Source organism: Cellulomonas triticagri (assembly GCF_003696205.1).
GTDB classification, from domain to species: Bacteria; Actinomycetota; Actinomycetes; order Actinomycetales; family Cellulomonadaceae; genus Cellulomonas; species Cellulomonas triticagri.
The window spans coordinates 1-1,224 of the sequence record NZ_RFFI01000264.1 but is presented as its reverse complement, the minus strand read 5'-3'; the positions used below and the strand labels follow the sequence as shown (position 1 = coordinate 1,224).

Genomic DNA, 1,224 nt, shown 5'->3' with positions numbered 1-1,224 from the left:
CCGCGACGCGCGCGCCGAGCGCGGCGAGCAGCACGAGCGCGGCACCCGCGATCCCCCACCACACCGCGTCCCGGCGGGCACCCGCGAGCGGGTCGGCGCGGGGCGTGACGTCGACGGTGCGCGCGCTCGCGGCCGAGGCGGCGTCGACCTGGTGCACGGGGCTGGGCGGCCCGAGCGCGGTGCCGTCGTCCACGAAGGCCAGCGCGTCCGCCGGGCGCACGACGCCCCAGCCGACCAGGTCGTCCCGCTCGGCGGGCTGGTCCCGGGCGGCCGTGACCTCGAGGCGGTGCGCCCACTGCGCGGGCGTCTCCTCCGGGTACCGCTCGGCGAGCAGCGCGGCGGCGGCGCTGACGTACGCCGTGGCGTAGGAGGTCGAGACGCTCTCGCCGGAGAGCATGCAGTCACCGGCCGCGTGGTAGGTCGTGAGGATGTTCGTGCCGGGCGCGGCGACGTCGACGTGGTCGCCGTGGATCGCGTCGCCGGACGGGTCGTCGTCCACGTCCACGGCGGTGACGGCGAGCGCCCCCGGGTACGCCGCCGGGTAGCGGGGGCCGTCGGTCTCGTCGCTGCTGGTGGTGCGGTTGCCCGCGCTGGCGACGACAAGCGACCCGGCGGCCGTGGCGCGGGCGACGGCCTCGCGCAGCGCCGGGGTGTCGGTCGGGGTGCTCATGGAGACGTTGACGACCGCCGCGCCCGCCGCGACGGCGGCGTCGATGCCCGCGGCGATCCGGCTCGCGTCGGGGGCGACGCCCTGCTCGCGGGCCTGGTCGTCGTCGGCGTAGTAGACGCGGACCGGCAGCACCGAGGCGTCCGGGGCGAGCCCGACGACGCCGGAGCCCTCGACGGGTCGGGCGGCGATCTGCCCGGCGACCGCTGTGCCGTGGCCCGCGGTGTCGGTGCGCCCGGCGGGGTCGCCGCTGACGCCGACCAGGTCGACGCCGGGGAGCACCGCGCCGCCGAGGTGCGCGTTCCCGACGTCCACGCCCGAGTCCACGACCGCGACGACCACACCGGCGCCGGTGGCGGCCGTCCAGGCGGACTCCGCCGACAGCCGGGCCAGCGCGGGCGGGGCGTCGGTCGTGTACGCCACCCGGTCCGGGGTGCACTGCTGACCGGTCGCGGCGGGGACCGGCGGGGCGGCCGACGCGGTGACCGCGCCGACGGGGAGCAGCAGCAGCGCGGCGGCGAGCGCCGCGGCGGCCCGGCGGCCTCGCGGGTGCGACG

At 79.6% G+C, this 1,224-nt stretch carries 1 protein-coding gene; it reads right to left on the bottom strand.

Annotated features, from left to right (window positions below; translation table 11 throughout):
- On the bottom strand, nt 1-1,224 hold a 1,224-nt coding region (locus EBM89_RS20730), incomplete at both ends, for a S8 family serine peptidase (RefSeq protein ID WP_147463660.1).